The following is a 26,492-nucleotide window of genomic DNA, read 5'->3' as shown; positions in this document are numbered from 1 at the left end:
AAATAAATTTAATTGTCTTAATAAATAAATACTAACCAAAAACCCCAACCAATGAAAACAAAATTACTTGGAAAAATTGCGCTGTTTGCATCCGTTTCTTTCTTTGCATTTGAAGCAAGCGCTCAAGATGGCAGCAAAAATGTAAAACAAAAATTCAATGACGAAAGAGGAAAACCTTCCTTAATCACTTTTAATGAGAAATCAACTTATAAATCTACAGATTCTCAAATCGCATTCACAGAACAATTAGGTTTAAAAAACAATTCTAGTTTTTCTAAAACTAAATCAGAAACAGACAAATTTGGATTTTCACATGAAAAATTTCAATTGTTTCACCAAGGAGTAAAAGTAGAATTTTCTACTTATACCCTTCACTCAAAATCTGGGAAACTAGAATCAATGAGCGGAGAATTCTATCAATTAGACAATGTTAATACACGTCCTTCTTTATCAAAAGAACAAGCATTTAGTCGTGCATTGCAACAAATTGGAGCTTCTCAATATCTTTGGGATTCACCAGCAGAAGCTAAAATAAACGATTATCAAAAACCTGCAGGAGAACTAGTGTTACTTCCACTTGAAGATGAAGATAACAACGGTAAAAAAACAGAGCAACTTCGTTTAGCATACAAATTTGACATCTACGCTACAAATCCAGTAAGCCGTGGAGATATTTATGTTGATGCGGTAACCGGAGCAACTTTATTATACAACGCTACAATCAAACATTTAGGCGAATTCAGCAACGGATCAAAACCATCAGTTGACAAGAAATCAGAAAATAAAAATTTGGCTACGGCTTTTGTATTGGCAAATGCTGACACACGTTACAGCGGAACACAATCTATTCAAACTTCTCTTAGCGGAGCATCATACATTTTGTCTGACGCAACTCGTGGAAGCGGAGTTATGACTTACAACATGAAAAAGGGAACTAGCTACACTGCAGCGGTTAATTTTACCGATGTAGACAACAACTGGACCGCCGCTGAATACAACAATGTAAACAAAGACAATGGAGCATTAGACGCACATTGGGGAGCTGAAAAAACGTATGACTACTTTTCTCTTATTCACGGAAGAAACAGTTACAACAACGCTGGAGCAGCTATAAAAAGCTACGTTCACTATAGCTCCGCTTACAATAATGCATACTGGAATGGAAGTGTGATGACTTACGGTGATGGTTCTGGAACTGGCGGATTTGACATCTTAACATCAATTGATGTAGCAGGACACGAAATAGGTCACGCTGTATGTTCAAACACAGCAAACTTAGCATACAAAAACGAATCAGGAGCCATGAATGAAGCTCTTTCAGATATTTGGGGAGCATGTATCGAATATTATGCAGCACCTAATAAACAAAGATGGTTAATCGGTGAAGACATCGAAAGAAGAGCAGGACATTTGTCATTACGTTCTATGAGTAACCCAAAAACGGAAGGACAACCGGATACTTACGGCGGGATAAATTGGACTAGTCAAACAAAATGCAGACCAACTTCAAACAATGATCAATGTGGTGTTCACAACAATAGCGGTGTCTTAAACCACTGGTTTTATATCTTAACCGAAGGTAAAACAGGAACAAATGATAAAGGAAGTTCTTATAGCATAACTGGAATTGGAATAGATAAAGCAGCTAAAATAACTTACCGTATGGAAAGCATTTACATGACATCAAGCTCTACTTACGCAAATGCAAGAACTTATGGAATTCAAGCAGCTATCGATTTGTACGGAGCAGGTTCTCTTGAGGTAATAGCAACAACTAATGCATTTTATGCAGTAGGTGTTGGAACAGCTTATGTATCAACCGCTAAAACAGCGCTTTCTAAAACAGCAAAAACTGAAATTACTAATGAAGCATTTGTATTGTATCCAAATCCAACTTCTGAAGTATTGAATGTTTCTGTTAAAGAAAACAAAGTGAGCTCATACAAAATCTTCAATTCTCTAGGATTCCAAATTCAAACTGGGAAAACTTCTGGTGGAGAAATCAATGTAAGCAACCTAAGTAAAGGAATCTATTTCTTCGAATTGAACAATGGTCAAGATACTGTTGTTAAATCTTTTATTAAGAAATAATCCTGTTCTAAATACATTAAAAGGAAAGCCTCACTTGATTGTGAGGCTTTTTTTATGGAGTTATTTTAAGAAACTATCTAACTATAAAACTAACCTGTTGGGTGTAATTAGTTTTTAATGATAAATTTTCGACAGTCTGAGTGGTTTACTCCCTAAGCCTCGGGAAGAAAATCTTATCGAGAACAAGAAAATTTATTATCAAAAACGGTTCTCGATTCATTTTTCGCTTCATTTCATTGCACAAAAAACACTCGAACTGACGTTTTTGATAAGTATACCCAACAAGTTAAAACTATTCTTTTAATCTCGTCTTAAGCCGCCTTTTTATGATTTAAAGTACAGGTTAAAAAAACCAACTCGCCACAAAAATAGCGGTGATAACGCAAATTAAATCTACCAAAAGCATTGTTCCTAAAGCGTAACGGGTGTTTTTGATGTTTACAGAACCAAAATAAACCGCAATTACATAAAAAGTACTTTCGGCGCTACATTGAAAAATACTGCTCAATCGACCTGTTAAGGAATCGGCTCCAAAAGTATTCATAGAATCAATCAAAAATCCTCTCGATCCCGCAGAACTAAAAGGACGAAGCATCGCTACTGGCAAAGCATCGGTAATCTCTTTACTCACACCAATATTAGAAAAGACAAAGGAAATCCCATTACTGATAATTTCAAATAAACCGCTATTTCTAAATAGAGAAATGGCCACTAACATTCCCAAAACATAAGGAAAAATAGTAACCCCGGTTTTAACTCCATTATTAGCTCCTACTACAAAGGATTCAAAGACGGTGGTGCTTGCTTCAGCAAATTTCTTCTCATGAATGAATGAAAAAATCAACGTAAAAGCGATAATTCCAACCAATATCAACCCGGAAAGATTAGAGGTGAAATAGTTTTTTCCAATTAAATCCAAATGATTCACGTACATCAATAAACCAACAATTGCAGCGATTAATACCATCAAGGTGACAACCAAAGAAGCACTTTTGAAATTAATTTTTTGTTTGATTCCAACAATTAAAAAAGCGGCAATCGTACCAATAAAAGAAGTAATAATACAAGGCAGCATTACATCGGCAGGATTAGTTGCATTGGCGGCAGCTCGATACCCAATAATAGAAGTAGCTATTAACGTTAAACCAGAAGCATGCAAACACATAAACATGATCTGCGCATCACTGGCTTTGTCTTTATCGGGGTTTATTTCTTGTAAACTTTCCATGGCTTTTAGTCCAAATGGAGTCGCAGCAGAATCTAATCCCAAGAAATTAGCGGCAAAGTTTAAGGTCATGTAGGAGATGGAAGGATGGTCTTTTGGAATACTCGGAAATACTTTTACAAAAACCGGACTCAATGCTTTAGCTAATTTTCCAGATGCTCCGGAAATGATTAAAAGTTCCATCAGTCCACAGAAAAAAGCCAAATAAGCCATAAGCGGCAGTATTAAATCGAGTAAAGTGTTTTTACAAGTTGGCAATAACCCATCAGATTTTTGAACGCCACTGAAAATTTTTACGGTTTTATTTTTATAAACATAAGTCGTGTCAGCATTTAGCGTATCCCGATTGATAATCATGGTTTGATCTGGTGCTTTTTTGATGCTGTCTTTAATAAAAGTAGGAAGTTGTTCCGCGTATTTCTCAGAAATTAGAACTGGATCGTCCTTTTTTCCATTCAAAACATAATCTATGGTATATGTATTAGCAGTAAACAAACTGACTATTATAAAGATAATTGAAGAAATAAAAATAGCTAACCAGAATCTACTTAATACCATAATCTATAATTTTTGTAAATGTAATAAATCAATAACAATTGTAATACCAAAAGTCAACCGCAATGACCAAAATCAATTTCATGAACGAGTTTTGATTTTTGATATTGGGATCTTTACCGCCATTAAAATTGTTTTTAAATATGAATAATTTCCTCATCAATCAACAAATCTTCTCGTCGCAAACGAAGGAAAATTTGTGCTACGGCAATGGTATCTTTTTCACAATAGGTGACAATTCTGTCAATGTCTTTTTCCACATAAAAAACATGTCCCACCTGACTGCCATCGATATCGCCTTTTGGCGAAGGAATTCCCAGTACTTTACACATTAATTTTAAAGAAGTATAATGCTTGTAATCTCCAAATTTCCACAATTCCAAAGTATCCAAATGTGGAATCTCCCAAGGTTTTTTTCCAAATAGGTTTAACTTGTTGGGAATAGCAATTTGGTTAATAATCATGCGTCGAGCGATGAATGGAATATCAAATTCTTTTGCGTTATGACCGCACAAAACATGCTGTGGTTGGTTAAAATGAGTGTTTAATAAATTATTGAAATCCTGAAGAATTTTCTTTTCTTCTCCAAAAAACGAAGTAACTCTAAAGTTTCTAATATCACTTTTGATAACAAAATAACCCACCGAAATGCAGACAATTTTACCAAACTCGGCCCAAATTCCCGCGCGATCATAAAAATCCTCCGGCGTATATTCCTCTTTGCGCTGGTATTGGGTTTTGTTTTCCCACAGCTGTTTCATCTCAGAATCTAATGCGTTGAAATCTTCGGATTCCGGAACGGTTTCTATATCGAGGAAGAGAATGTTATTGAGGTTTATTTTTTCTATCATTGCTTTCTTTTTTAAACAGAGATTTCACAAATTACCACCCATTTAGTAAACCTACTAAATGCAGTATGAAATATATATATTCCAAATATAAGTAAAATATGATAATTCGTATAAATCTGTGTTGCTACTAAAACAAACTTTGTTGTATCGTTGGGTTTTCGTGTTCCAATAACCATTTCTTGCGCCACAAACCTCCTGCATAACCCGTCAATGAACCATCAGTTCCTATTACTCGATGACAGGGAACCACAATCCACAAAGGATTTTTCCCATTGGCCGAAGCTACAGCTCGGATGGCTTTGACATCCCCTAAAATTTTGGACTGTTCTAGATACGTTCTGGTTTTCCCGTATGGAATCTCCAATAATGCTTTCCATATTTTTTGTTGAAAATCAGTTCCTTTTGGATTTAATTTAAAATCGAAATCGTTTCTTTTCCCTTCGAAATACTCATTGAGTTGCGAAACGACATCCTTTAAAATTGTTGGAATTGTGCTTGAAATTTCTCCTTCATCAGAAACTGAAATTACCGAAATCCCATTTTCGTCACCAATGATTGTAGCAATTCCTAAAGGTGTTTTGATGTAAGCTGTTTCCATAAAATAAAAATGAACTGCAAAGTACATAAAGTTTTCGCAAAGTTCACAAAGAAGAAAATAATGGATATAAAAAAACCATTCGCTGAGACGAATGGTTGTTGTTTTTTAGCCCTGATGGAAGTGGCATCCTTTTCTTGTCTCGTCTCGTCCCATAAGACGAGACGAGACAAGAAAAGATATAACGGACAGCAGGAAATAGCTCCTAATACTGAAACAAGTTCAGCCTAAATTATTTCAAATTGCTGTAAAAATAGGCTTCCAATCCTTTTAATTCCTCGTCAGACATCTCTTCAGTAAGTGCGAAATTAGTTTTCATCACTTCGTATTGACTTGGGTCAACCAATGGCGCAGCATCCTCTTTCAGGAAAGCGATAATATTGCCATTCTTTTCTTTATATATTTTTGCAATATCTTGAACGCTCGGACCAATTAGTTTGTTGTTCACTTGATGACAGGCGACACAATTTCCTTTTCCTTCAAAAATTTCTTTCCCTAGTGCTTCTGGTGATTTAGCTATGTTTTCGGCTGACTCCTCAGATTTATTCTCTGATTGATTTTCTGATTTTCCAAAAGATTCTTGATTTTCTTTTTTGCAAGACAGCAGTACTAAAACTGCTGCTAAAAATAATAATTTTTTCATGGGTTATTTATTTAAAAGTATCGCAGCTTCTTTGGCAAAATAAGTCGAAATTAAGCTTGCTCCCGCGCGTTTGATACACATTAATTGTTCCATCATAATTTTATCATGGTCAAGCCAGCCTCTTTCGGCAGCGGCTTTAATCATCGCATATTCCCCCGAAACATGAAAAACGGTTACGGGAACATTCACGGCATTTTTAACCTCGCGAACGATGTCTAAATACGCAATTCCTGGTTTCACCATCACCATATCAGCACCTTCTTCTACATCCCACAACGCTTCTTTAATGGCCTCGATGCGGTTCGCATAATCCATTTGGTAGGTTTTCTTGTCTTTTGGGATATCCGTTGAATCCACTGGCGCGCTATCTAAAGCATCACGAAACGGTCCGTAAAAAGCGGATGCATATTTAGCCGAATAGCTCATGATTCCCACATTGTGAAAACCGGCTGCATCCAGACCTTGTCGCAAACGTAAAACTCGTCCGTCCATCATATCACTTGGCGCGACAAAATCGGCACCAGCCTGAGCATGAGAAACGGCCATTTTTACCAAAGCTTCATTAGTTGAATCATTCTCTACATCTCCGTTTGCAATAATTCCGTCATGACCATAAATAGAATACGGATCTAAAGCCACATCAGGCATTACAATCATTTCCGGACAAGCGGTTTTGATAGCGCGAATTGCTTGCTGCATCAATCCATCTTTATTCCAAGCTTCTTTCCCTGTATTGTCTTTTAAATTTTCACTGACTTTTACATAAATGTTCACGGCACGAATACCCAATGCATATATTTCTTTTACTTCTTCGACCGTCAAATCAATGGAGCGACGAAAAATCCCCGGCATCGAAGAAATTTCCACTTGTACATTTTCACCTTCTGCAATAAACATCGGAAACATAAAATCCGATGGACTTAAACTGGTTTCACGAACTAAACTTCTAATGGATTCATTGACGCGTAATCTTCTACCTCTTTGTAATGGGAACATATGATTTTTGATTTTTGATTAACGAATTTTGATTTTTGATTTGTTCTCCTGTACTTCTGAAATCACAAATCGTTACCCGAGCCTTAAAGGCGAACTGGCGAACCAATCATTACTCTTCAATCTTGTTATATATTTTTTTATAATTTCATTAGTTAAGAATTGCGTCACATCTGCAATCACAAATCGTTAATCAACAATCTTAAATCCAATCAATCGGATTTTCTAATACGTTTACTAATTTTTCTTCTTCACTTCCGGCTTCTGCGTGATGGTCGTATACCCATTGCACATGCGGCGGTAAACTCATTAGGATACTTTCGATTCTTCCGTTAGTTTTTAGTCCAAATAAAGTGCCTTTGTCGTGAACCAAATTGAATTCGACATAACGACCACGACGGATTTCCTGCCAAGTTCTTTGTTCTGGAGTATAGGACAACTCTTTTCTTTTTTCAACAATGGGAACATAGGCTTCCAGGAAACTATTTCCCACTTCAGAAACAAAGTTAAACCAATTTTCCATACTTATAGCGTCCGTTGCTTTACAATAATCGAAAAACAATCCACCAATTCCGCGAGCTTCATTGCGATGTGCGTTCCAGAAATAGGCATCACATTGTTTCTTATATTTTGGATAAAACTCCTGATTATGCTTGTCGCAAGCGGTTTTACAGGTTTGATGAAAATGAATTGCATCTTCCTCAAACAGATAATAGGGTGTTAAATCCTGTCCGCCACCAAACCATTGTTGAATCACATTTCCGTTATCATCGTACATTTCGAAATAACGCCAATTGGCATGAACCGTTGGCACCATTGGACTTTTGGGATGCATAACCAAACTCAATCCGCAGGCAAAAAAATCTGCTTCGCCTACGTTGAACATTTTCTGCATAGCCTCAGGTAATTTTCCGTGAACTGCTGAAATATTAACTCCGCCTTTTTCAAAAACTTTTCCGTTTTCTATTACTCGGGTTCTTCCACCGCCGCCTTCCGGACGTTCCCAAAGGTCTTCACGGAATTTGGCTTGACCTTCAACTGCTTCTAGTCCTGCGACGATTTGGTCTTGAAGGTTTTGTATGTAAGAGTAAAATTTATTTTTCATCTTGTTAATTCATATAATTCCATATCTAATGGAGCTTCATTGGTTGGCGTGAATTCATTTAGCAACGTTTTCACCCAACTAAAGTTAGCGTTTTTGGCAACTTTCACACTTGCAAGGTTCGTTTTATGAGCTATAATTTGAAGTATTTTCAAATCCAACTCATTGAAAGCGAAATTTGAAATTGCTTTAACTGTTTTTGAAACCAACCCTTTTCCTTCAAAATTTTTTCCGATACAATAGGCCAATTCTCCTGTTCTATTCACCCAATCAATCTTTTTTATGATAATCAATCCAGCAATTTTTTGAGAATCCACTTCTCTAATTGCAAAGGTGAAATTTGTTTTCTCCTGAATTTCTTTCTCCTTAAGTGCAATGTAGGCTATCGATTTTTCTACCGTTGAATTCCCCGAAAGGGTAAGCGGGAAAAACCTACATAATCTTTCATTATTGTCAAGCATAAAATGATACAATTGATTTGCATCTGTTGGTTTCAATTTGTCAATAATGAAGTTTTCTGTGATTCTCATTTATTCTAGGAATTGGCTTTCGCCAAAGCTATTTTATTAAATATTCCAAAAGAAAATGTCTTGCTTTCAGATTGAATATGCTCGTAAATTGAAATCGCTTTCTCCTTTAAATCAAACGGATTATCTTTTGAAAAAGCAATCAAAAAACCAGCGAATTGTTCCCGTTGATTCCAATCAAAATGTAATCTTCCTAAAAGTTCGATTAAATTATGTGGTTCGATTTCGATTAAACTTTCAATATTTAAACCTAAAGCTTTGAGTTGGTTTTCGATATTGATTATATCTTCATCAGTAGCTTTTTTGGGTACATAAACCAAAGAAAGCAACGTCTTTAGCACATTGTCTATTCGTTCACTTTCTTGATCTCGTAATCCTTTGTTTAGCATTTTTTGTTTTTATTCTCCTGCAAGGTTTTTAAAACCTTGTAGGTATGATTTTGCATAAGTCTTAACTCTTAAAAAACATCTACAAAGTTAAAAAAAAAACCTGCAAGATATCAAACCGAAATCCTTACGTAGATAACAATCCGAATATTTAAAATCATTCAAAAGTATATTTCTCCGTCAACAAATCACTTTTTTGATTATGACAAAAAATAAAATTTTGAATTCCTCCAAATAAATTTAAAACTTCTTCTCTTTGTAATTTAGTTTCCTTTTGGGATAAAAAAGATTGATAGGATGAAAATTTAAATTCTTCAAATTTTAAATCCAAATGATGTTTTGGATTTAAATGAACGTAAATAATTAAATTACGTAAATACCATTCATTTTCCAGTCTAATTCTCTTGAAATGTTTTTCAAAAAGACTTCCTGTTCTGTCATTTTGTTTGTTAATTGACTTGACGTAGGAATTAAAGAAATTAGAAAATCCTTGCGTTACAACTTCACCATCTTCATTTACTTTAATCACCAAATGAAAATGATTGTCCATTAAACAATAAGCAATCATTGAAATTTTATCTACTAAATACTTGCTCAATTGTTTTAGAAAGAAGTTCTTATTTTCTTCATTGAAAAAAATAGCTGTCCCATTTATACCTCTGTTATAAATGTGATAATAATTATCTTTTTCTAAAACTTCTAGCTCCACTAATCTTGTCGTTTTGGGTTTCCTGCAAGGTTTCCAAAACCTTGTAGGTATGATTTTGTATAACTCTTACCTCTTAAAAAATACCTACAAGGTTAAAATAAACCTTGCAGGATATCAAAACTAAAAATTATATTCCTTCACCGCATCAATAAACGCTTTGGCGTGATCCACGGGGATATTTGGTAAAATTCCGTGACCTAAATTCACGATGTATTTGTCTTTCCCGAATTCGTCAATCATTTCGTGTACCATTTTCTTAATTACTGGAATTGGCGACAACAATCTTGATGGATCAAAATTACCTTGTAACGTAATATTTCCACCTGACAAATATCTGGCATTTCTTGGCGAACAAGTCCAATCCACTCCTAATGCAGAAGCTCTACTTTTTCCCATTTCGCCTAATGCAAACCAACATCCTTTTCCGAAAACAATTACCGGAGCGTCATCTGCTAAAGCTTCAATGATTTGGTTGATGTATTTCCAAGAGAATTCCTGATAATCAACTGGAGAAAGCATGCCGCCCCAAGAGTCAAAAATTTGAACGGCGTTTACGCCTGCTTTTACTTTTTCTTTTAGGTATAAAATGGTGGTATCGGTGATTTTTTGCAATAAAACATGCGCTGCTTCTGGATATTGGAAACAAAATCCTTTAGCCATATCAAAACTTTTCGACCCTTTTCCTTCCACTGCATAACACATAATTGTCCAAGGAGAACCTGCGAAACCAATTAATGGCACCTCATCATTCAACATTTCTTTAGTCAATTTGATAGCGTCAAAAACGTAACCTAATGTTTCATTTACATCTGGAACGATTACTTTCTCCACATCCTGAATCGTACGAATAGGATTTGGTAAATACGGACCAAAATTAGGTTTCATCTCAACATCAATTCCCATTGCTTGAGGAATCACCAAGATATCCGAAAACAAAATCGCTGCATCGGGAGCAATTCTGCGAATAGGTTGAACTGTAATTTCAGCCGCTAATTCTGGCGTTTGACAACGCGTAAAAAAATCATATTTGTCGCGCAAAGCGATGAATTCCGGCAAATATCTTCCTGCTTGACGCATCATCCAAACTGGCGGACGTTGTACTGTTTCTCCTTTTAATGCTCTTAAAAATAAGTCGTTCTTGATCATGTATTTAATTTTTAGCAGATTGCTAGATGCCCTCCGTTTTATAATATTCTATAACTTCCTCGATCACCTCTTCGATGGTTGGTGTTTCGGCAATTACAATGTTTTTAACTTTATTTAATTCTAATGTTTTGGCTGTAGTATTACCCACGCAAAAGCAAATTTCATTTTTGATTTTATTGTTTGTCAAATAACTCTCCACACCAGATGGGCTAAAAAATAGAATCCCATCAAATTTTTCTTGGTCAGATATTTTAAAAGGTGCCAACTTGGTTTGATACACTTCGATTTCATTAAAAGTTATTCCCTCGTTTTTTAAGGCTTGCGGTAATGTTTCCTTACGTAAGTTTCCGCTTAAAAAAGTATAGCTTTCCTTGTTGTAAATTAAGGTGATGATTTCCGCTAATTCTGAGGCGTAATCCATGTAAACATCTACTTTAAAACCGTTAAGTTCCAGTAAATCTTTGGTTTTAATACCTACACAAAACACACTTTTGGTTTTAAGAGCTTCCCAACCGTTTTGTTCCATTAAACTCAAAACCGCATTTTGGCTACTGAAAATCAAATTAGTATTTATGGTGTTCAGTTCAAAAAGGTTGTTTTTAATTTCGATAAAATCTTGTTCTAAAAGATCAAAATTAGCCGCAAGAAATGCTTGCCTTTGCTCGTCTGACAATGTTTTGGTTGATAAAATGCTTGTTTGACTCATTATTTCTTTAAGTTATTTTTAATTTCCGTCATCAATTTTGTTCCGCCATTATTTAAGACTTTCTGAGCAGCATAGAAACCTAATTTTTTCCATTCTTCGATAGGAACAATTTTGTCCACTTCAATTTTTTCTTTTCCGTCAAGCGAAAATAAAACTCCCTGAAAATGAATGTTATCTTCCTCTTCATTATAGATTGCCAAAGCTCCAATAGGCGCCGTACAACCACCTTCTAAAGTTTTTAGAAACTGACGTTCTATATACGTTACGATTTCGGTTTCAATATTATTTAACTGAGATAAAGCGTCTAATGTAAACGCATCATCTTGCATAGCAACAACGAGCATAGCTCCTTGAGCGGGTGCGGGAATCATCCAGTCTAAATTAATGTAATTCTCCGGTTTTAAGTTGATTCTTTCTAAACCAGCAGCCGCAAAAATAGCTCCGTTCCAGTCTCCCTCCTTCAACTTTTTCATACGCAAATTTACGTTTCCGCGTAAGTCAACTACTTTATGAGTAGGGTATTTATTTAACCATTGTGCCTGACGACGCAAACTTCCTGTAGCAATAGTTCCTGATTCATTAAGAAAATCAAGATTGCCATTATGTACTAAAATATCTAAGGTGCTTGCTCTCTCTAAAACTGCTGCCTGTACAATCCCTATTGGCAAAGCCGTAGGGACATCTTTCATCGAATGTACAGCAATATCGACCTGACCGTTAATCATAGCAATATCAAGTGTTTTGGTGAAAATTCCTGTAATTCCTAATTCATAAAGTGGTTTGTCAAGAATGATATCTCCAGTAGATTTAACAGCTATAATTTCGGTTTTATATCCTAAATCGTTGAGTCTTTTTTCGACGTTGTGGGCTTGCCAAAGCGCGAGTTCACTATCGCGAGTTCCTATTCTAATAACTTTTTCTGCCATTTTTATATTTTGAATTCAAAAAAGTTCCTTTAAAATTAAAAACCATTAAGAAATTAAGATTCATTTAATTTTTATTTAGTGTCTAGCCTTTTAAAATACTAATTTACTAAATGCTACACTAGCTTTGATTTTTATCAATTTACACCCTATTTAATGCTACTTTTCAAAGTTAACCTCTTAGTACCCTTAATTTCTTAATGGTTCAAAAGATTAAAGTTTAAATTGAAATTATTTCGCTGTAGCGCCAATCTTGAAGACTTTTTCAATCCATTCGATACTTTCGTCCACCATAGTATCGTCATCTTTCAAATGATTGGCAAAGTGAGTTGTTATTTTTTGGATAATTCTATTGCTGATAATTTCAGCTTGTTCTTCATTGAAATTTAGAAGCTTTTTGCTTTGGAAATCCAATTCTGAAATTTTTATAGCATTCAATTTTGCTTTCAAAGCATGGATTGTCGGAGCAAATTTTCTGCCTTTCGTCCAAGTAATAAATTCTTCTTTTATTTCTTCAATAATCGCTTCCGCAGCGGGAATGTGTTTTTTTCTATTTTCTAAAGTTTCATCTGTCATTTGAGACAAATAATCCATGTGAATTAACGTCACTCCTTCTATATCCATCACGTCCTCATTGACATTTTTTGGAATAGACAAATCCAAAATCAACAATGGTTTTTTCAAATTCAGAATTGCTTTGTCAACCGTAGGGTTTTGTGCTCCGGTAGCAACGACTACAACATCTGCTTTTTGTAATTCCAGATGCAGTTCTGAATAATCTTTTACAATTAAATTCAGTTTTCCGGCTAATTTTTCGGCTTTATCTTTGGTTCTGTTGATTAAAGTAATGTGCTCGTTTTTAGTATGTTTTACCAAATTTTCACACGTATTTCTACCAATTTTTCCAGTTCCAAACAATAGAATATTTTTATTACCAATATCTTCCACATTCTTGATAATATACTGAACAGAAGCAAAAGAAACCGAAGTGGCACCAGAACTAATCTCCGTATCTGTTTTTATCTTTTTGCTGGCTTGGATTACAGCATTGACCAATCTCTCCAAAAAAGTATTGGCTAATCCGAAAGATTTTGATTGGATAAAACTGGTTTTTATTTGAGAAATGATTTCGAAATCACCCAGAATTTGACTGTCTAAACCTGTTCCTACTCGAAACATGTGACTGATTGCTTCTTGATTTTTATAAACAAAACCAACTTTTTGAAATGCTTCCACAGAACCTTGACTGTTTTCACAAATTAGTTTTATTAATTGAAAAGGGTGTTCTGCAAAACCATAGATTTCAGTACGGTTGCAGGTTGAAGTAACTATTAAACTCTCTATTCCTTCGGTCTTAGCTTGTTCCAGTAAACGCGTTTTTGCCGCGGCATCTAAACTAAACTTACCTCTAATCTCAGCATCTGCTTTTTTATAGCTCAATCCAACTGCGTAAAAATAATGATGCTTTGATGTGTTATTGTTTTCCATATTTGCACTTTTCCAGAAAGTGGAACAAAATTATCACTATACTATTTATAAAAATAACGCTAGAAGTTCTTTTTGTGTCGCTACGTGATTTTTTGGTTTTAAAACGTTGTTTTATTATAAAAACCCTTATTTTTGTAGCAGAAACAGGTATTTTTTATCGCCTTATTTAGAGCGTTTCTAAATTAAGTGATTTGCTAAATATCATTTTTAATTTAAAAAAACATCGCTATGGGTTCTCAGGAAATTATAAAAATTGAAGATGACTTTACCCTAATTCGTTTTCAGAATGATAGCACTGAAGCCTTTCAAGCCCAACGCGAAGTAAGCAGCGGATTGATTCAGTTTCATTTTGGATTGAAAGGAAATGCAAAATTCATCTTCAATCAAGGGAATTACGCTTTGGAACTAAAAGAAGAAAAATCGTTGCTTTTATACAATCCTCAGAAAGAATTACCTTTAAATCTGGAATTAGCGCCTAATTCTTGGGTAATTTCCGTTATTATTTCCATCAAAAAATTTCACGCCTTATTTTCGACAGAAGCCGATTATATCACCTTTTTAAGTGCAGACAACAAGGATAAAAAATATTACAACGAGGGAAATATTAGCCCGTCGATGGCTATTGTTTTATCTCAATTGTTTCATTACAGCCTGCATCCGTCGATAAAAAACCTCTATTACAAAGGAAAAGGATACGAATTATTGAGTTTGTATTTCAACCGAACCGAAGATCCAAATGCAGAACAATGTCCGTTTTTAATAGATGAAGACAATGTAATGAAGATTAAAAAAGCCAAAGAAATCATCATTGCCAATATGGCCGAACCACCCGGATTACAGGAATTGGCTGATGAAATCGGTTTGAATCTAAAGAAACTGAAAATGGGTTTCAAACAAATTTATGGCGATACCGTTTATGGTTTTCTGTTTGATTACAAAATGGATTTTGCCCGAAAATTACTGGATAGCGGTTCTTATAATGTAAATGAAGTGGGATTGAAAATTGGATATAGCACCGGAAGTCATTTTATTGCTGCATTCAAAAAGAAATTTGCCACCACGCCAAAGAAATATTTAATGTCCATTAATCCAAATATGTAGATTGGTATTGATTTCTTATATTAAACAATAAATAAAAAATAGTTAACCGCAATTTATCAAAAAGTAAGTTTGATTACTTTTATAGCAATAAAAAAAAAGCAACATGAAAGGTGTATTATTAGTCAATTTAGGTTCCCCGGAAAGTCCAACTCCAAAAGATGTAAAACCTTATTTAGATGAATTTTTAATGGACAAATACGTAATTGACGTTCCGTTTTTGTTGAGAGCATTGTTAGTTCGCGGAATTATTTTGCAAACCAGACCTAAAAAATCAGCTGCGGCTTACGCCAAAATATGGTGGGACGAAGGTTCACCACTTGTCGTTATATCAAAAAGAATGCACGCAAAAGTGAAACAACTCGTTGACGTTCCTGTTTCATTGGCCATGCGTTATGGAAATCCATCTCTATTATCTGGTTTACAAGAACTGCATGATAAAGGCGTGAATGAAGTGATGCTTTTTCCCTTGTATCCTCAACATGCGATGGCGTCTACAACTACCATTTTAGAACTAGCTGAAGAACACCGCAAAAAGTATTTCCCAGAAATGAAATTCACGATTGTTCCTGCATTTTACAACAAACCGGATTATTTAAAAAACCTTGCTGATTCTATAAAAAGTCATTTGGAAGGTTATGATTACGACCATTTATTATTCTCCTACCACGGAATTCCGGAGCGACACATTCGTAAAACGGATATCACCAAATCACATTGTAAAATTGATGGTTCTTGTTGCAACACGCCCTCACCAGCGCATGAATTTTGCTACCGTCACCAATGTTACGAAACGACCAAACAAGTTGTAAAACTATTGGGAATACCCGAAGGAAAATACAGTCAGACATTTCAATCCCGATTGGCAGGAGACAAATGGCTTACGCCTTACACGGATGTTGAAGTGAATAAAATGCCTGAAAAGGGAATTAAAAAATTGGCAGTTGTAACACCGGCTTTTGTTTCGGATTGTTTAGAGACATTAGAAGAAATTGCCATGGAAGCCAATCACGAATTTAAAGTTCATGGAGGCGAAGAATTTCTAGCCATTCCATGTTTAAATGATGGTGATGATTGGTGCAAAACCGTAAGTAATTGGATTAACGATTGGGCTCTGCCATTAGACTCAAAAGAAGAAGCGATTGGTTCTAAAAAAGCAAACGCTTAAATGAATGTTTCTGCCGAAGAATTAGGAACACAAGACATCAAAAAACTCTTGATAAAACAAGCGGTTCCGTCTTCTATTGGCATTTTATTTATGTCGGTTAATATTCTGGTGGACACTATATTTGTTGGGCAATGGATTGGTTCCTTAGCAATCGCTGCGGTAACGGTTGTTCTGCCTATTACCTTTTTGATTTCTTCTTTAGGAATGGCGATTGGAGTAGGTGGCGGCTCTGTACTTTCGCGAGCTTTGGGCGCTAAAAATAGCGAAAAAGCAATAGACACTTTTGCCAATCAAATCATGATGACTTTTTTATTGTCGTTTGTTTTTGTCGTGTTTGGCCTTTTCTTTAGTACTGAAATGTTGGTGCTTTTTGGCGCAAAAGGAGCCATCATGAAACCTGCAAGAGAATTCTTTTTTCCCATCATCATTTCAGTACCTTTTTTGGCGCTTTGTATGATGGGAAACAATATTATCAGGGCCGAAGGCAAAGCGAAATTTGCTATGATTGCCATGATTATTCCCGCTTTTGCAAATATTGCCTTAGATATTGTTTTTATAAAATTCATGAATTTGGGAATGTTTGGGTCGGCAATGGCTTCGGCAATTTCTTATTTCATGTGTTTTCTTTTTGTGCTTTGGTTTTTTGTCTTTAAAAGTGAACTGACACTAAGAGCGAGACATTTTAAGTTTAAAATGCCAATTATAAAGGAAATCACTGAATTGAGCATTGTCACTTTTTCGAGGCAGGGCGTCGTGAGTATTTTAGCCATTATCCTGAATCATACTTTATATACGTATGGAGGCGAACATTCGGTGGCTATTTATGGAATTATCAGTCGGATGTTGATGTTTGCTTTGTTTCCAATTCTGGGAATTACCCAGGGTTTTCTACCCATTGCTGGCTTTAATTATGGCGCCGGAAATTATGAACGAGTTAAAGAAACGGTACAGCTTTCGATAAAATACTCCGCGCTTTTAGCTACATTAATTTTCATCGTTATTTTAGTTTTTGCTAAACCTATAGTTGCGATTTTTACTATTGACCCAGAAGTAATTGCAGAAACACCTGATGCACTTCGTTGGGTTTTTGCTGCTTCTCCAATTATTGCCGTTCAGTTAATTGGTGCAGCCTACTTTCAAGCCGCCGGAAAAGCAAAAAAAGCATTGCTTTTGACCTTAAGTAAGCAAGGATTTTTCCTGATTCCACTAGTGCTGATACTACCAAATTTTTTAGGTATTTTTGGAGTATGGATTGCATTCCCCATAGCCGATGTTTTGTCAACAATATTAACTGGCTATTATCTAAAAAAAGAAATGAATATAAAATTGATTAAAACTACCGATGGAATATTATAATTACCTTAAATCTCTACACCTCATCTTTGTTATTACTTGGTTTGCCGGGTTATTTTATATTGTTCGCTTGTTTGTTTATCAAATTGAAGCTGCACAAAAACCATCTCCGGAGAAAGAAATTTTGCAAAAGCAGTACAAAATAATGACGTATCGTCTATGGTATATTATCACTTGGCCATCGGCAATTTTAGCAAGTATATTTGCTTTTTGGATGTTGTTATTTACTGATTTAGGGCAAGCTTGGTTAAAAATGCCTTGGATGCACGTGAAACTTGGCTTTGTATTTGTTCTGTATTTATATCATGGAAAATGCCAACAAATATTCAAACAATTGCAAAATGATGAAGTGAAATACACGACAAATTTTATGCGTTTGTGGAATGAAGGAGCCACAATTATACTTTTTGCAGTGGTGTTTTTGGTGATTTTAAAAAATGCTGTAAACTGGATTTATGGAGTAGTTGGAATTTTTCTTTTTTCGATTCTAATTATGCTCGGATTTAAATTTTATAAACGCATTCGAGAAAAAAAATAGTTATCAGTCGCAGTCGCAGCTTCCAATCTGTAACTGACTACTGAGACGGAGACTGTAAACTAAAAAAAATGCTAGAGAACTTTAAAATGTCGATGCTTTCCTTACGAATCAGGATTTTCCTTTCCATGATTGTATTGATTATTATGGCGTCCGTTTTATTAGCTTCAATTTCGATTATACAATTTAAAAACGAAGCCAAAGAATACCACCAAGAACGCTTAGAAAAAAAAGAAGATGCGATAAAAGAACACATCAATTACGTGCTTTCTACCACAACGTATCCTTTGAAAACGGAAAACTTAGGATTAATTTTTAAAGATAAAATCCACGAACTAGCGCAAATTCATGGTATTGAAATCAATATTTACAGTCTCGACGGAAAACTGTTGAAATCCTCTAAGGAATCTTTTTCAGTAGATAAAGTGTCGCCTCCCGTCCCAAAATATATTCTGAAATTAGTTCGGTCTTCCATTGAAAAAAGATATGTTGACATTAAAACTATAGATGGAATAAAGAATCGATCGTCTTACAGCCAGATAAAAGATGATAAATTCAAACCTCTCGGGGTTTTGAATTTGCCTTATGTGGAAGATAATGGTTTTTACGAAAATGAATTAAACAGTTTCCTGATTCGCTTAGGCCAAGTGTATTCCTTTATGTTAATTGTGGCTTTTGCTTTGGCTTATTTTCTTTCGACTTATATCACTAAATCTTTGAAAACGATTTCAGACAAGTTGAGCGAAACCAGTTTGAATCAAAAAAACGAAAAAATTGTATTAGAAGCCAGCAGCAAAGAAATAAATCTGTTGATAGAAGCATACAACGGAATGGTAGATAAACTGGAAAAAAGCGCTGTAAAACTAGCGCAAAGCGAACGTGAAGAGGCTTGGCGCGAAATGGCAAAACAAGTCGCCCATGAGATCAAGAATCCGCTGACGCCAATGCGATTGACGGTGCAAAGTTTTCAAAGAAAATTTGACCCAAATGATACCGATATAAAGCAGAAAATGAAAGATTACTCGGAGACGTTAATCCAACAAATTGATACGATGAGTGCCGTTGCGTCAGCTTTTTCTAATTTTGCTTCCATGCCGGCACAACAGAATGAAACATTGAACGTCGTTAATGTAGTTGATTTGGCATTGGATATTTTCAACGAAGAGTATATTGTTTTTAAAAGCGATTCGCCTGAAATTATTTCTAAAATAGACCGAACCCAACTCATTCGAATCATTACCAATTTAGTTAAAAATGCCATTCAAGCTATTCCTGAAAATCAACAAAACAAAGCAATACTTGTTACCATACAAAAAGAGCTGAACAACGTCTTGATTACCGTTGCGGATAACGGAATCGGGATTCAACCGGAAGATATCAGTCGCATATTCGAACCAAAATTCACCACTAAAAGCAGCGGAATGGGTCTTGGTCTCGGTATTATTAAAAACATTATCGAAAATTATAAAGGAACGATTACCTTTGAAACTGAATTTGGAAAAGGGACTACTTTTACAGTTTCCCTTCCAATAATTAACTCCTAAAAATCATAATTATGAACTACGAAAATATCTTAATTGCAACCGAAAATAATATTGCAACGGTTACCATCAATCGTCCTTCAAAACTAAATGCCTTAAATGCAAGCACTATTTCTGACTTGCATAAAGCCTTTAAAACATTAGGGAAAAACAATGAAATTCGTGTTATTATATTAACTGGTAGTGGTGAAAAAGCTTTTGTTGCCGGAGCAGATATCTCAGAATTTGCCAATTATTCTATCGAAGAAGGGATGCAATTAGCTGCTGAAGGGCAAGAAAAATTATTTGATTATATAGAAAATCTAAAAACTCCCGTAATCGCAGCTATTAATGGTTTCGCTCTTGGTGGCGGTTTAGAATTAGCGATGTCATGTCATTTCAGAGTTGCTTCTGATAATGCTAAAATGGGACTTCCGGAAGTTTCACTGGGATTGATTCCCGGTTATGGAGGGACACAACGTTTACCTCAACTTATTGGTAAAGGTCGTGCAATGGAAATGATTATGACCGCAGGAATGATATCTGCCGAAGATGGATACCGAACTGGCTTGGTAAATCAGGTGGTGCCGCAAGTAGAACTTTTGGAATTTTGTATAGGTATTGCACAAAAAATAATGAAAAACTCCCCTTACGCTATTGGCAAAGCCATAAAAGCAGTCAATGCCAACTTCAAAGAAGGTAAAAACGGATTTGAAACGGAAATAAAAGCTTTTGGAAAATGTTTTGGAACTGAAGATTTTAAGGAAGGGACAACTGCCTTTTTAGAAAAAAGAAAAGCGGTATTTACTGGGAAATAGTTTTTAATATGGTACTATGTTTTTTATAAATATCTTTTTATTACACCATTATTACCGTGTAATAAAAGGATATTGTTTTTTGGAACAATCCCAAAAAAACTGAATCGAATTCTAAAACAATTTTTTTTCTTGCATTAATGGATTCTTTGGACAACAAACCCTAATTTTGCGAGCTAGTTTCAAATTTTAATTTTAAAAAACATGTCCTACCAACCCGTATTTGCCCTTTTTTGGGAAAGTGTAAAACAAAGTATTCAAGATGGAACCTACGCAAAGCTAACTTTGGCAAAGACCATAGGCGATACTGAATTAAAAAACATCTATGTTCGTCCCGTTTTACTCGAGAATGATGTGTTTGCGCTTTCGGTTACGGCACGTTCCAAAACAGAAGAAATAGAATCATTTCATACATTGGATGAAACCTTTATGGTATTGGCTCCGTTTATGAATAAACCTTTTTTAACGGCACTTTTATTTACGACTGAGAACGATATTACTTTTAAACTTAATAAGAAAAGAGTCGCAAGTATCATTGAACAAGCTCCCACGTTTAAAAACGCGTCGGATGTAATTATAGAAATGAAAGCGAAGGGAATCATATAAAAATGCAACTAATGTATCTATTCGATGCATTAGTAAAGCATGATGTTTGTAGCGCTGTTAACCAAATTAAGACTGTCTCGTTCTGATAAATCAAATCAGCACGCCTCTTTCTTCCCATTCACAAAATACATTTTCATCATACCCCTGTTTTTTACTTCAATTTCACCACGATAATCACAGTCAAAACTATCTCTGATGAGTTCAAAGGTATTTTCAGCGATATTAATTTTTCCAGGTTCAGAACAGGATTCCATGCGAGAAGCAATGTTCACGGTATCGCCCCAAATGTCGTAGGCAAATTTCTTAGTTCCTACAACTCCAGCAACCACTGGTCCAGAATTAATACCGATACGGATTTCAAAACGGGTTTCATTTTGTGGATTATGCTTTAATGATTTGTGTACAAAAGCGGCGATTTCAAAAGCGGCCGACACCATTTTATGGGCGTGGTCTGCTGTAGGAAACGGTAATCCGCCAGCACACATATAGCTATCGCCTACGGTTTTGATTTTTTCCAATCCATATTTTTCCATAATGGTATCAAACATAGAAAAATAGTAATCCACGCTTTCTACCAACTTCTCAGGAGATAAATAATTGGCGTATTCCGTAAATCCTTTGAAATCTGTAAACAATACTGTAACCGATTCGAACCGTTTTGCGGCCACTTTACCATTTTGTTTTAGCTCTTGAGCAGTTTCCTCAGGAAGAATATTGAGTAGTAAATTGTCTGAACGGTTTTTTTCTTCTTCAATTATAATGTTGGTTCTTTTAATGAATTTATAGCGTCTGTACAATCCGATTGCCAATAAGAAAATAAGGAAAAAAGAGAAAACTGTGGCATAAATAAGATTGCGCTGGCGTTTGGCTTTTAGATGCTGAATTTCTTTGTCTTTTTTGAGTAAATCAACCTGAACTTGTTTTTGATTAACTTCATAATTAGTCCGTAAATCAGCCATTTGTTCCACTGATTTGAGATTGGTGACACTGTCGCGATAAGAGATGTGGTTCTTGTAATATTTTAAAGATTCTGCTGAATTTCCGGCTTTTTCATAGAGTTGGGACAGTTTTAGATTGGACGTACTAGCTTGGTCTTTCAAACCATATTTTTGGGCTAGTTCCAAACTTCGGTTGGCATAATTCAACGCTTTTGTCCAATCATTTTGTTTCAAATAAATATCCGACATGTGAATTAGATAATCGGAAATTCCATAATAATCTTGCATATTTTCCAAAATGGCCGTCGCTTTCCCGAGATATTCCATCGCCAATTTTTGATTGCCTTTTTCTGCATAGACCAGTCCAATATTCCCCAAGCTATAAGCGGTGCCAATCAAATAATCCGCTTTTTTGAAAATGGCGCCCGACTCATTGAAATAGCGTAAAGACCGATTGTATTGCTTGTTTTTTAAATATTGATCTCCGGCATTTAATAAAGCACTTGCTAAGGCAATAGCATTATCTGTTTTTCTTAATAGTTGGATCGCTCGGTTATAGTAAATATCTGCATTTTTAGCATTACCCATCACCGAATAAATATCGGCAATGGCGGAATACGCTGTTCCTTGTCCAACAACGAATTTTGCTTTTGTAGCTGCTTCTTCACTTTTGATAAAAGCATCCAAAGACTTATCTAAATCTCCGGCAAGTCTGTGTTTATTTCCTTTTTGATAATATCCTCTGTGAAGGTATAAATAGTTTTTTTCCGCTTTAGATAATGCAATAAGTTCGTCGGCATATCGTAGTGAAAGTCCCAGATTATCAACTTCATTAAATGCTAAATTTCTCAACAGTTCTAACTTTTCAGTTCCTTTGAGATTCCCTTTAGCGTAAATCAGCTTTAAACTGTCGGCTACTTTTTGCTCTTGTCCCCAAGCAGTTTCAGACAGGAAAAATAGAAAACACAACGCACCGGAGATTTCTACAATACACTTGTAAAATCTCAATTTCATTGCGGATTTATTGCTAATTTTGGATCAATACTAAACGATTTATAATTAGAAGGTGAATCATAAATGCTGAAATTAATCAGGTAAATATCTTCTAAACCAGCTAACCTATTATCGTTTTTAACGTTGGCATTTACATTACCTGACCTCCCAGCTGAACCTTGAATGGTTTTGGCAGTAAAGAAATTGGTATCGCCGTCTTCTGAGTCAAAGACAATGCTGGTGATTGCTATGGTATATCCGTTATCACCTGTAACACCAACCCATTTCACATTGTTATTTATAAATACGATGGAGGTGAAATCTGGTAAAGTTCCGTTGGGAGAATTACCGTTGTTGTCATCAGATAAGACACATATTTCATTAATCTGTGCTTTTGTTGGATTAGTTAATCCAAAAAGATAATTTGCTTGAACACTTAATGTGATTGTTACTGGCTTTGCCATAATTACTATATTTAAAGGTTAATAAATACATATTTATATAGACCATTAATTAAATTCGGCGGGGCAAGCCAGTAAGATTTGGAGTAATTCGATCTAAAAACGAATATCAAATTTAATGTTTTTTTTCTAATAATTTAATATTGTTTTTCTCAAATTACTGTTTTTTAAGCGATTATTATTAAAATTGTATGTGGAATCACTATTTTCCTTCATCATCTAAAAAGAAACATTTCGTCTAAAAAAAATCTAATTCTCAATATAAATGGATTGGTCCTTAAAATTAATAAAAAAAGAATGCGAAGTACTATTGAACAAATTATGACTTTTAAAAATGTTTGTGATGTAATTATTGAGGTGAAAGAAAAGGGAATTTCGATTTAAGAATTTTGATTAACGATTGCTGATTTTTGATTTAAAAATCAGCAACAAGAAACATTTGAAATTTAAAATCGTTTATCTGAAATCTAAAATATTATTTCTCCCCTTCCCATTCCGCATAAAATTGCGACAGGAATCCTTCCATGTATTTATGTCTTTCTTGTGCAATTTGTTTTCCGGTCACCGTATTCATTTTGTCTTTTAGCAGTAACAACTTTTCGTAAAAATGATTGAGCGTTGGAGAATCATTATTCTTGTACTCTTCCTTTGACATCTTCGTTTTCGGAGCAATTTTAGGGTCGTAGATCGTTCTGTTTTTAAAACCCCCATAATTAAACGTTCGGGCAATTCCAATGGCGCCAATGGCGTCTAAACGATCCGCGTCCTGAACTATATCCAGCTCAATGGAAGAGAATTTCTTTTCGAAATTACCGCCTTTGTAGGAGATGTTTTCAATGATATTTATTACATGTGCTATCGTTTCTTCTGCTGCGTTTTCTGATTCTAAGAATTCGCGGGCTACGGTGGGTCCAACAGTCTCGTCTCCATTATGAAATTTACTGTCGGCAATATCATGAAGTAGCGCTCCTAAACGAACAATTGTTGCATCACACGCTTCGTTTTTAGAAATTAAAACAGCATTTTTATACACTCTTTCAATATGGAACCAGTCGTGTCCGCCTTCGGCATTTTCTAATTTTTCTTTAACGAAAAGAATCGTCTTGTCAATTATATCTTCTTTGATCATTTTAATATTGGTCTTAATCAAAAATGTTGAATCTTGAAGCACAATAACTTCAAAACTCAACATTTTTTATTCTTTTATTTAGAACTTAAAAATCTATCGTGCTAAAGCAGGTTCTACCCATTTGAAAATATGGGATTCTTGTGGAATTACCATACGTTCTGAAATTTTAGCCATTCTTCCTGGTAATTTCATTAAGTAATCACGGGCTTTCTCCGCTTCATCTGTCAAACCGGACATTTTTTCAATTTCCCATTTTTCAACCAATTTTTGCATGATATCAACATAATCGGAAGCAGTATAAACACCTATTCGCTGCGCCGAATCAGAAAACTGTTCGAAAGCAGTACTGATTTTTTGTCCAGATTCTCTAAGAAAATGCGCAGGCATAACGATTTTTGCTTTCATCATATATTGAAAAGCAAGCATCATTTCACTTGGATCCACTTGAAAAATTCTAGTCACAAATTCGCTATACGCATGATGATGGCGCATCTCGTCACCAGCAATCATTTTGCACATTTTAGACAATTTGTTATCTCCATATTTCTTCGCCATTTGCGCCACTCTATTATGAGAAACATAAGTAGCTAACTCTTGAAAACTAGTGTATACAAAATTCTTGTAAGGATCACGTCCGGTTCCAATGTCAAAACCATCATTAATAAGATGTTGTGTAGTCATCTCGATTTCGCGCATGTTTACACGACCTGACAAATACAAGTATTTATTAAGCAAATCTCCATGACGATTTTCCTCACCAGTCCATTGTCTGATCCATTTAGACCATCCATTTCTTTCCACGTTATCAATGCCATCTACATCCATTAACCAGGATTCGTAGGTTGGCAAAGCTTCTTCGGTGATTGTATCTCCCACTAAAGTTACCCAGAAATCATATGGTAATTCTTTTGCTATTTCACGTAATTCTTTAACCTCATCAAAAAAGGTGTCACTTTCAGAATTAGGCAAGAAATCTGATGGTTGCCATATTTTTTCCACTGGGATTAGATACTGATCAACAAAGCTATCCACGTTTTTTTCCAAAAACTGCATTACTTCTAATCGAATGTTTTTTATTGACATTATATATAAATTAAATTTTTATTCCTTGTACAACCGTTTTTTCGGTTAATTCTGATAGTTCCTCAAAACTATAATCTTTCACCGCTAAAGGTTTATGAATTACAAAGGTAAGGTGATTTCCTAAACCTAAGGGGAAAAATCCATATTTAACGATTTTCCAAGAGTTGTTTATCGTTACTGGAACCACATAAGCAGATGGTGCATTTTTACATAATATTTTCAATCCAGTCTGAGAAAATGACTTTGGCTCTCCGTTTTTGCTTCTGGTTCCTTCCGGAAAAATAACTGCCGAGCGTTTGTATTTTCCAATATATTCTGCCAATCCTTTGATTGCAGGAATAGCTTGTTTGGGGTCTTTGCGATCAATAAGGACCGAACCCCCGTGTCTCAAATTATAAGAAACACTTGGAATTCCTTTTCCTAATTCCATTTTACTGACAAATTTACAATGAAAACGACGTAAATACCAAATCATTGCAATAATATCATACATACTTTGATGATTAGAAACAAAAATCAAAGGGGCATCTTTAGGAATATTATCTATATTTTCAAATTTATAGGTTGTTCCTAAAAGATTGGTGCATTTTACCAACAAAAAGTTCATATAATCCACACTCTTTTTATGAGCCTGATAACCAAAAACAGTAAAACAAATCCATTGAATGGGATGAAACAGGACCAATATAAGACCAAAACACAAATAATAAATTATGGATATTGGATAGGAAATCAGTTTTTGCATTCTTAAAATATTAGCCACAAAAGTAAGAAATATATTTTTAGTCGGATTTAAATCACAAACAATATATAGAATTCGTGTTTAATCGTAACTTTGCAGAATAAAATCCAT

The 26,492-nt window shown here is 35.0% G+C and carries 27 protein-coding genes; 9 read left to right on the top strand and 18 right to left on the bottom strand.

Going from position 1 to position 26,492, the window contains the following annotated elements; all coding sequences use genetic code 11:
• The first annotated feature begins 51 nt into the window (after positions 1 to 51).
• Positions 52 to 2,091: a M4 family metallopeptidase gene (locus IWX84_RS00205; protein ID WP_196848718.1), complete on the top strand. Its 2,040-nt coding sequence runs from the start codon at positions 52 to 54 to the stop codon at positions 2,089 to 2,091.
• 343 nt (positions 2,092 to 2,434) lie between these two features.
• On the opposite strand, the gene IWX84_RS00200 is transcribed toward IWX84_RS00205, so the two are convergent.
• The 3 genes from IWX84_RS00200 to IWX84_RS00190 all read right to left on the bottom strand — a co-directional run bounded on the left by IWX84_RS00200 (position 2,435) and on the right by IWX84_RS00190 (position 5,320).
• A complete protein-coding gene (locus IWX84_RS00200) occupies positions 2,435 to 3,874 on the bottom strand; it encodes a nucleoside recognition domain-containing protein (RefSeq protein ID WP_196848717.1) in 1,440 nt (479 codons plus the stop codon).
• Positions 3,875 to 4,008: 134 nt separating this feature from the next.
• Positions 4,009 to 4,722: a 3'-5' exonuclease gene (locus IWX84_RS00195; RefSeq protein WP_196848716.1), complete on the bottom strand. Its 714-nt coding sequence runs from the start codon at positions 4,720 to 4,722 to the stop codon at positions 4,009 to 4,011.
• A 127-nt stretch (positions 4,723 to 4,849) separates the two neighbouring features.
• Positions 4,850 to 5,320, bottom strand: a complete 471-nt coding sequence (locus IWX84_RS00190; RefSeq protein WP_196848715.1) for a methylated-DNA--[protein]-cysteine S-methyltransferase — start codon at positions 5,318 to 5,320, stop codon at positions 4,850 to 4,852.
• A 9-nt stretch (positions 5,321 to 5,329) separates the two neighbouring features.
• Between IWX84_RS00190 and IWX84_RS00185 the strand changes: the two genes are divergently transcribed.
• Complete coding sequence (locus IWX84_RS00185; protein WP_196848714.1) at positions 5,330 to 5,548, top strand: hypothetical protein; 219 nt, start codon at positions 5,330 to 5,332, stop codon at positions 5,546 to 5,548.
• Position 5,549: 1 nt separating this feature from the next.
• Here IWX84_RS00185 and IWX84_RS00180 read toward each other — a convergent pair whose 3' ends face one another.
• The 10 genes from IWX84_RS00180 to hemA all read right to left on the bottom strand — a co-directional run bounded on the left by IWX84_RS00180 (position 5,550) and on the right by hemA (position 13,940).
• Positions 5,550 to 5,960 carry a c-type cytochrome gene (locus tag IWX84_RS00180; protein ID WP_196848713.1) on the bottom strand — a complete coding sequence of 137 codons (411 nt, stop codon included), beginning with the start codon at positions 5,958 to 5,960 and terminating at the stop codon, positions 5,550 to 5,552.
• A 3-nt stretch (positions 5,961 to 5,963) separates the two neighbouring features.
• A complete protein-coding gene (gene hemB, locus IWX84_RS00175) occupies positions 5,964 to 6,956 on the bottom strand; it encodes a porphobilinogen synthase (protein WP_196848712.1) in 993 nt (330 codons plus the stop codon).
• Positions 6,957 to 7,155: 199 nt separating this feature from the next.
• Positions 7,156 to 8,058 (bottom strand): oxygen-dependent coproporphyrinogen oxidase, encoded by a 903-nt coding sequence (hemF, locus tag IWX84_RS00170; protein ID WP_196848711.1) that lies wholly within the window; start codon positions 8,056 to 8,058, stop codon positions 7,156 to 7,158.
• Positions 8,055 to 8,585, bottom strand: a complete 531-nt coding sequence (locus IWX84_RS00165) for a GNAT family N-acetyltransferase (RefSeq protein ID WP_196848710.1) — start codon at positions 8,583 to 8,585, stop codon at positions 8,055 to 8,057. Before IWX84_RS00165 ends, hemF begins: the two co-directional genes overlap by 4 nt.
• Before the next feature lie 5 nt (positions 8,586 to 8,590).
• Positions 8,591 to 8,971, bottom strand: coding sequence for a hypothetical protein (locus IWX84_RS00160; protein WP_196848709.1), 381 nt, complete (start codon positions 8,969 to 8,971; stop codon positions 8,591 to 8,593).
• 154 nt (positions 8,972 to 9,125) lie between these two features.
• Complete coding sequence (locus tag IWX84_RS00155) at positions 9,126 to 9,677, bottom strand: transposase (RefSeq protein WP_196848708.1); 552 nt, start codon at positions 9,675 to 9,677, stop codon at positions 9,126 to 9,128.
• 120 nt (positions 9,678 to 9,797) lie between these two features.
• A complete protein-coding gene (hemE, locus tag IWX84_RS00150) occupies positions 9,798 to 10,823 on the bottom strand; it encodes a uroporphyrinogen decarboxylase (protein ID WP_196848707.1) in 1,026 nt (341 codons plus the stop codon).
• Between the two features lie 22 nt (positions 10,824 to 10,845).
• Positions 10,846 to 11,529, bottom strand: a complete 684-nt coding sequence (locus IWX84_RS00145; RefSeq protein ID WP_196848706.1) for a uroporphyrinogen-III synthase — start codon at positions 11,527 to 11,529, stop codon at positions 10,846 to 10,848.
• On the bottom strand, positions 11,529 to 12,455 hold the full coding sequence (gene hemC, locus IWX84_RS00140) for a hydroxymethylbilane synthase (protein ID WP_196848705.1): 927 nt from the start codon (positions 12,453 to 12,455) through the stop codon (positions 11,529 to 11,531). The genes IWX84_RS00145 and hemC overlap by 1 nt, the downstream gene beginning before the upstream one ends.
• A gap of 228 nt (positions 12,456 to 12,683) precedes the next feature.
• Positions 12,684 to 13,940 (bottom strand): glutamyl-tRNA reductase, encoded by a 1,257-nt coding sequence (hemA, locus tag IWX84_RS00135; protein WP_196848704.1) that lies wholly within the window; start codon positions 13,938 to 13,940, stop codon positions 12,684 to 12,686.
• Positions 13,941 to 14,168: 228 nt separating this feature from the next.
• Between hemA and IWX84_RS00130 the strand changes: the two genes are divergently transcribed.
• The 7 genes from IWX84_RS00130 (at position 14,169) to IWX84_RS00100 (ending at position 21,035) form a co-directional block, all read left to right on the top strand.
• Complete coding sequence (locus IWX84_RS00130; protein ID WP_196848703.1) at positions 14,169 to 15,041, top strand: helix-turn-helix domain-containing protein; 873 nt, start codon at positions 14,169 to 14,171, stop codon at positions 15,039 to 15,041.
• Positions 15,042 to 15,144: 103 nt separating this feature from the next.
• Positions 15,145 to 16,206 carry a ferrochelatase gene (gene hemH, locus IWX84_RS00125; protein ID WP_196848702.1) on the top strand — a complete coding sequence of 354 codons (1,062 nt, stop codon included), beginning with the start codon at positions 15,145 to 15,147 and terminating at the stop codon, positions 16,204 to 16,206.
• A complete protein-coding gene (locus tag IWX84_RS00120; RefSeq protein WP_196848701.1) occupies positions 16,207 to 17,562 on the top strand; it encodes an MATE family efflux transporter in 1,356 nt (451 codons plus the stop codon). It begins immediately after the preceding gene.
• Positions 17,549 to 18,097 (top strand): CopD family protein, encoded by a 549-nt coding sequence (locus IWX84_RS00115; protein ID WP_196848700.1) that lies wholly within the window; start codon positions 17,549 to 17,551, stop codon positions 18,095 to 18,097. Before IWX84_RS00120 ends, IWX84_RS00115 begins: the two co-directional genes overlap by 14 nt.
• Positions 18,098 to 18,165: 68 nt before the next feature.
• Positions 18,166 to 19,638 carry an ATP-binding protein gene (locus IWX84_RS00110; RefSeq protein ID WP_231385370.1) on the top strand — a complete coding sequence of 491 codons (1,473 nt, stop codon included), beginning with the start codon at positions 18,166 to 18,168 and terminating at the stop codon, positions 19,636 to 19,638.
• A gap of 11 nt (positions 19,639 to 19,649) precedes the next feature.
• Positions 19,650 to 20,432 carry an enoyl-CoA hydratase/isomerase family protein gene (locus tag IWX84_RS00105; RefSeq protein ID WP_196848699.1) on the top strand — a complete coding sequence of 261 codons (783 nt, stop codon included), beginning with the start codon at positions 19,650 to 19,652 and terminating at the stop codon, positions 20,430 to 20,432.
• A gap of 201 nt (positions 20,433 to 20,633) precedes the next feature.
• Positions 20,634 to 21,035, top strand: coding sequence for a hypothetical protein (locus tag IWX84_RS00100; RefSeq protein ID WP_196848698.1), 402 nt, complete (start codon positions 20,634 to 20,636; stop codon positions 21,033 to 21,035).
• 95 nt (positions 21,036 to 21,130) lie between these two features.
• Here IWX84_RS00100 and IWX84_RS00095 read toward each other — a convergent pair whose 3' ends face one another.
• From IWX84_RS00095 to IWX84_RS00075, 5 genes are all read right to left on the bottom strand, one after another.
• Positions 21,131 to 22,987: an adenylate/guanylate cyclase domain-containing protein gene (locus tag IWX84_RS00095; protein WP_196848697.1), complete on the bottom strand. Its 1,857-nt coding sequence runs from the start codon at positions 22,985 to 22,987 to the stop codon at positions 21,131 to 21,133.
• The gene (locus tag IWX84_RS00090; protein WP_196848696.1) at positions 22,984 to 23,430 is read right to left on the bottom strand and encodes a hypothetical protein; all 447 of its coding nucleotides are present in this window, start codon (positions 23,428 to 23,430) and stop codon (positions 22,984 to 22,986) included. Before IWX84_RS00090 ends, IWX84_RS00095 begins: the two co-directional genes overlap by 4 nt.
• 472 nt (positions 23,431 to 23,902) lie before the next feature.
• Complete coding sequence (locus tag IWX84_RS00085) at positions 23,903 to 24,556, bottom strand: HD domain-containing protein (RefSeq protein WP_196849008.1); 654 nt, start codon at positions 24,554 to 24,556, stop codon at positions 23,903 to 23,905.
• Positions 24,557 to 24,649: 93 nt separating this feature from the next.
• Positions 24,650 to 25,639 carry an acyl-ACP desaturase gene (locus IWX84_RS00080; RefSeq protein WP_196848695.1) on the bottom strand — a complete coding sequence of 330 codons (990 nt, stop codon included), beginning with the start codon at positions 25,637 to 25,639 and terminating at the stop codon, positions 24,650 to 24,652.
• Positions 25,640 to 25,649: 10 nt separating this feature from the next.
• Positions 25,650 to 26,384, bottom strand: coding sequence for a lysophospholipid acyltransferase family protein (locus IWX84_RS00075; protein WP_196848694.1), 735 nt, complete (start codon positions 26,382 to 26,384; stop codon positions 25,650 to 25,652).
• Positions 26,385 to 26,492 lie beyond the last annotated feature (108 nt).

The sequence above is a fragment of the Flavobacterium sp. CG_9.10 genome, assembly GCF_015752245.1.
Lineage (GTDB): Bacteria > Bacteroidota > Bacteroidia > Flavobacteriales > Flavobacteriaceae > Flavobacterium.
This window is presented reverse-complemented; position numbering and strand designations above follow the sequence as displayed.

Coding starts and splice junctions, on each gene's coding strand:
- IWX84_RS00205 (WP_196848718.1), top strand. CDS start 52: ATGAAAACAAAATTACTTGGAAAAATTGCGCTGTTTGCATCCGTTTCT.
- IWX84_RS00200 (WP_196848717.1), bottom strand. CDS start 3,874: ATGGTATTAAGTAGATTCTGGTTAGCTATTTTTATTTCTTCAATTATC.
- IWX84_RS00195 (WP_196848716.1), bottom strand. CDS start 4,722: ATGATAGAAAAAATAAACCTCAATAACATTCTCTTCCTCGATATAGAA.
- IWX84_RS00190 (WP_196848715.1), bottom strand. CDS start 5,320: ATGGAAACAGCTTACATCAAAACACCTTTAGGAATTGCTACAATCATT.
- IWX84_RS00185 (WP_196848714.1), top strand. CDS start 5,330: ATGAACTGCAAAGTACATAAAGTTTTCGCAAAGTTCACAAAGAAGAAA.
- IWX84_RS00180 (WP_196848713.1), bottom strand. CDS start 5,960: ATGAAAAAATTATTATTTTTAGCAGCAGTTTTAGTACTGCTGTCTTGC.
- hemB (WP_196848712.1), bottom strand. CDS start 6,956: ATGTTCCCATTACAAAGAGGTAGAAGATTACGCGTCAATGAATCCATT.
- hemF (WP_196848711.1), bottom strand. CDS start 8,058: ATGAAAAATAAATTTTACTCTTACATACAAAACCTTCAAGACCAAATC.
- IWX84_RS00165 (WP_196848710.1), bottom strand. CDS start 8,585: ATGAGAATCACAGAAAACTTCATTATTGACAAATTGAAACCAACAGAT.
- IWX84_RS00160 (WP_196848709.1), bottom strand. CDS start 8,971: ATGCTAAACAAAGGATTACGAGATCAAGAAAGTGAACGAATAGACAAT.
- hemE (WP_196848707.1), bottom strand. CDS start 10,823: ATGATCAAGAACGACTTATTTTTAAGAGCATTAAAAGGAGAAACAGTA.
- IWX84_RS00145 (WP_196848706.1), bottom strand. CDS start 11,529: ATGAGTCAAACAAGCATTTTATCAACCAAAACATTGTCAGACGAGCAA.
- hemC (WP_196848705.1), bottom strand. CDS start 12,455: ATGGCAGAAAAAGTTATTAGAATAGGAACTCGCGATAGTGAACTCGCG.
- hemA (WP_196848704.1), bottom strand. CDS start 13,940: ATGGAAAACAATAACACATCAAAGCATCATTATTTTTACGCAGTTGGA.
- IWX84_RS00130 (WP_196848703.1), top strand. CDS start 14,169: ATGGGTTCTCAGGAAATTATAAAAATTGAAGATGACTTTACCCTAATT.
- hemH (WP_196848702.1), top strand. CDS start 15,145: ATGAAAGGTGTATTATTAGTCAATTTAGGTTCCCCGGAAAGTCCAACT.
- IWX84_RS00120 (WP_196848701.1), top strand. CDS start 16,207: ATGAATGTTTCTGCCGAAGAATTAGGAACACAAGACATCAAAAAACTC.
- IWX84_RS00115 (WP_196848700.1), top strand. CDS start 17,549: ATGGAATATTATAATTACCTTAAATCTCTACACCTCATCTTTGTTATT.
- IWX84_RS00110 (WP_231385370.1), top strand. CDS start 18,166: ATGCTAGAGAACTTTAAAATGTCGATGCTTTCCTTACGAATCAGGATT.
- IWX84_RS00105 (WP_196848699.1), top strand. CDS start 19,650: ATGAACTACGAAAATATCTTAATTGCAACCGAAAATAATATTGCAACG.
- IWX84_RS00100 (WP_196848698.1), top strand. CDS start 20,634: ATGTCCTACCAACCCGTATTTGCCCTTTTTTGGGAAAGTGTAAAACAA.
- IWX84_RS00095 (WP_196848697.1), bottom strand. CDS start 22,987: ATGAAATTGAGATTTTACAAGTGTATTGTAGAAATCTCCGGTGCGTTG.
- IWX84_RS00090 (WP_196848696.1), bottom strand. CDS start 23,430: ATGGCAAAGCCAGTAACAATCACATTAAGTGTTCAAGCAAATTATCTT.
- IWX84_RS00085 (WP_196849008.1), bottom strand. CDS start 24,556: ATGATCAAAGAAGATATAATTGACAAGACGATTCTTTTCGTTAAAGAA.
- IWX84_RS00080 (WP_196848695.1), bottom strand. CDS start 25,639: ATGTCAATAAAAAACATTCGATTAGAAGTAATGCAGTTTTTGGAAAAA.
- IWX84_RS00075 (WP_196848694.1), bottom strand. CDS start 26,384: ATGCAAAAACTGATTTCCTATCCAATATCCATAATTTATTATTTGTGT.